Annotated in this window: 3 protein-coding genes; 1 reads left to right on the forward strand and 2 read right to left on the reverse strand. The window is 69.6% G+C overall.

Going from position 1 to position 3,785, the window contains the following annotated elements; genetic code table 11:
* The coding region (locus tag VNR91_RS07670) for a peptidylprolyl isomerase (protein WP_325490182.1) at positions 1 to 1,452 on the reverse strand (1,452 nt) is incomplete at its 3' end.
* Between the two features lie 115 nt (positions 1,453 to 1,567).
* Here VNR91_RS07670 and tpiA point away from each other — a divergent pair.
* On the forward strand, positions 1,568 to 2,317 hold the full coding sequence (gene tpiA, locus VNR91_RS07675; protein WP_325490183.1) for a triose-phosphate isomerase: 750 nt from the start codon (positions 1,568 to 1,570) through the stop codon (positions 2,315 to 2,317).
* 478 nt (positions 2,318 to 2,795) lie between these two features.
* Here the strand turns inward: tpiA and VNR91_RS07680 are convergent.
* Positions 2,796 to 3,785 (reverse strand): leucyl aminopeptidase family protein (locus VNR91_RS07680; protein ID WP_325490184.1); only part of this gene is annotated, 990 nt, incomplete at its 5' end.

A 3,785-nucleotide genomic window follows, 5' to 3' on the forward strand; every position in this document is an offset into this window, starting at 1 on the left:
CGGGCGCGGCGCGGCCGGGGTCACCTGGCCCACGCCGACCAGCGCGAGGCTGCCGTCGGCGTCGATCTGGACGATCTGCGGCGCGTCGCCCGGCTCGGCGGTGAACGCGGTGCCGACGATGCGCGCCAGCAGCGGATCGGGCTGCGCTGTCGGCGCCTCCGGGTTGAGCCCTCCGGCCAGCAGCGACGGCGTCGCCTCCGGCTTCAGCTTGGCGTCCTTGACGATCTCGTCAAAGGTCGCGCTCTCGCCGATCGCGGCGTCGAGGTCGTCGTGGACCTTGGCCAGCGCCTCGGCGGCCTTGGACTTGCTCAGCTCGGTGGTCAGTTCGGCGCGGGCCTGGTCGAGCGTCTTTGCCGGGATCGCCTCCACCTTGTCGACCTTGACCACGTGCCAGCCAAGCGGCGAGCGCACCGGCCCGATCACCGCGCCGCTGGCGGCGGCAAAGGCGGCGTCAGCGATCGCGGGGGCGGTCTGGCGGGCCAGCGCGGCCTTTTCCAGCCCGGCGAATTCGCTCGGCTCCAGCCCGGCGGCGCGGGCGGCGTCGGCGATCGGCGTGCCGGCCTTGACCTTGGTGGCGATCGCGTTGGCGCCGGCCTGATCGAGCACGACCACCTGTGTCACGCTGCGCTTCTCCGCGGCCGCGAAGCGGGCAGCCTGCGCCTTGTAGGCCGCGGCGATGTCGGCGTCGGTCGGCTTGGCGGTGGCGGCGACATCGGCCGCGCGCACGATCGCGTAGCGCGCGACGCGGCGCTCGCCCACCGTGTAGCGGCCGCGATTGCGGTTGTAATAGGTCTGCAGGTCCGCATCGGACGGCGGCGCGCCGAAATCGACCGCCGACACCGGAATATAGCCGACCGTGCCGACCCGCCGCTCAAGCAGCAGCGAGGCATAGGGCGTCGCGATCTGCGCCGGCACCTGTGCCGCGCCCAGCGTCGGCGCGAGCAACTGGCGCGCCAGCGTGTCGCGGGCGATATCCTCGCGGATCTGCTGGTCGGTTATGCGCTGCTGGCGCAGGACATTGTCATAGGCCTGCTGGCTGAACTTGCCGTCGAGCCCCTGAAAGGCCGGGATGCTGGCGATCTCGCCGTCCACCGACTGTTTGCTCATCGACATGCCCGATTTGAGCGCGAACGCCTGAAGCGCAATGCCGTTGATCGTGCGGTCGAGCACCGAATCCAGCCCGCCGCCGGTGACGAACCCGGCCATGTCCAGCGTCGGCTGCTGCTGGCGATAGGCGTCGAGCGCGAGGTTGGCGCGCGATTTCAGCTCGGTCTCAGTGATCTTGGTCTTGCCGACCTCGGCCACCTCGCCGCCGGGCAGCGACGACTGGCCGCCGCCCTGCAATCCGGTGATGTCGCCCGCCGCGAACGCCAGCGCGATCAGCACGAGCACGCCCAGCGTGACGACGACGCCTACGCGCGAATAGATGATGCGGCGGAAAAAGGTGAGCATGGCGGCCTTGCGAACAGGATCGGACGTGCCGCTTTAGGGGGAGGCGGGCGCGCCATCAAGGTTGTGCCGCGCGCCGGCTGCGCTATCCGGGCGCGTGAACTTCGGGAGTGACATGATGGCGCGACGCAAGCTGGTGGCGGGGAACTGGAAGATGAACGGCGACCGTGCCGCGCTGGCCGAACTCGATGCGATCGCTGCCGCCGCGCGCGCGGCGCCGGGTGTCGACGTCGCGGTGGCGGTGCCGGCGACGCTGATCCTGTCCGCCGCCGAACGCCAACCGGAGCTGGATATCGGCGCGCAGGACGTCCACGCCGCTGACAAGGGCGCGCATACCGGCGACATTTCCGCGCCGCTGGTGCGTGACGCGGGCGGGCACTTCACCATCGTCGGCCACTCCGAACGCCGCGCCGATCACGGCGAGACCAGCGCCGACGTCCGCGCCAAGGCGATCGCGGCGCACCGGGGCGGGCTGCGCGTGATCCTGTGCGTCGGCGAGACCGGCGAGGAACGCGACGCCGGAGAGGCGGAAGCGGTGGTCAGCAGGCAGATCACCGAATCGTTGCCGGATGGGGCGGACGGCGGCTGGCTGACGCTGGCCTATGAACCGGTGTGGGCGATCGGCACCGGGCGCACCCCCACCCCGGACGATATCGCGGCGATCCACGCGACGGCGCGCGCGACGTTGCGCGGGCTGATCGGCGATGGAGCGGACGGGGTGCGCATCCTCTACGGCGGATCGGTGACCGGCGATAACGCCGCCGCGATCTTCGCCGTGCCCGACGTCGACGGCGCGCTGGTCGGCGGCGCCAGCCTGACCGCCGCCAAGTTCGTGCCGATCATCGAGGCGGCGGCGCGGGCCGGGTAGGGTAGCGCCGCCCCACTTGCGGACGATCAGCGGTTACCAGTTCTCGAAACCTGTCTTTTCGGAATGACCTTTCCGCTGCCGACCGTATCAGTTAGTCAGCCATAATGCCGTTCTTCATCCTGATGTCTTTGACGCTGATGGTGTGCAACGTGGTTTATTGCGGCCAACGGACCGTAGCCGACTTCAGGCATTCAAGACAGGGGCAAGCCGTATGGGGCGTGGTAGCGCTAGCCGGCACAGTCATTGCCTTGGCATGGCTAACCTGGATGTTGCTTGCGAGCTTAGCCAATTATTAGAGCATGTCGCGTTAAAACTTGATATCCTCTCCTCCGTTCGCCCTGAGCTTGTCGAAGGGCTGCCCTTCTTCTTCTGAAGAAAAAAGTACAGGGCTTCGACAAGCTCAGCCCGAACGGGTCGGGGGGGGAGGTGATCCCGATTTACCGCTCGATGCTGTAGACGCTGTTGCGCTTTCTCCCCCTCATCCCCGCGGATAGCGCGTCTTCAGCACCCGCCACGCCGCGCGCAGCCCGAACGCGTCGCCGCCCTTTGGCCGGCCCGGCTTGGCGGCGGGGCGCCAGGCGAAGACGTCCATGTGCGCCCAGGCGATATCCTGCGGCACGAAGCGGCGCAGGAACAGCGCGGCGGTGATCGCGCCGGCGAAGCCGCCGTCGGGCGAATTGACCAGATCGGCGATGTCGGACTTGAGCATCTCGTCATACCCGTCCCACAGCGGCAGCCGCCACAGCGGATCGCCCTCCGCACGGCCCGCCGCCAGCAATTCCTCGGCCAGCGCATCGTCGTTGCCGAACAGCGGCGGCAAGTCGGGGCCGAGCGCGACCCGTGCCGCGCCGGTCAGCGTCGCATAGTCAAGGATCAGTTCGGGATCGCCCTCCACCGCCTTCGCCAGCGCGTCGCCCAGGATCAGCCGCCCCTCCGCATCGGTGTTGGTGTTCTCGACCGTCAGCCCCTTGCGCGAGCGCAGCACGTCGCCGGGGCGAAAGGCATTGCCGGCGACCGCATTCTCCACCGCCGGCACCAGCAGGTGGAGCCGCACCGGCAGCCGCGCCGCCATCACCAGTTCGGCCAGCGCGATCGCGTGCGCGGCGCCGCCCATGTCCTTCTTCATCAGCCGCATCGCCGATGACGGCTTGATGTCCAGCCCGCCGGTATCGAACACCACGCCCTTGCCGACGATAGCGATGCGCGGATGATCGGGGTGGCCCCATTCCAGTTCGATCAGCCTAGGCTCGCGCCCGCGCGCGCCGGCCTGGCCGACCGCGTGGATCATCGGATAGCCGATCTCCAGCTCGCGCCCGCGCGTGACGTTCAGCGTCGCGCCATGCGCGGTGGCGAGCGCGGAAACCTCGGCCTCCAGCTCCTCGGGGCCGAGGTCGGCGGCGGGGGTGTTGACCAGATCGCGTACCCGCGCGGTGGCGGCGGCGAGGCGTTCGGTCTCGGCGATGCCGGC

It is taken from the genome of Sphingomonas sp. (genome assembly GCF_035555815.1).
Taxonomy (GTDB): Bacteria; Pseudomonadota; Alphaproteobacteria; order Sphingomonadales; family Sphingomonadaceae; genus Sphingomonas.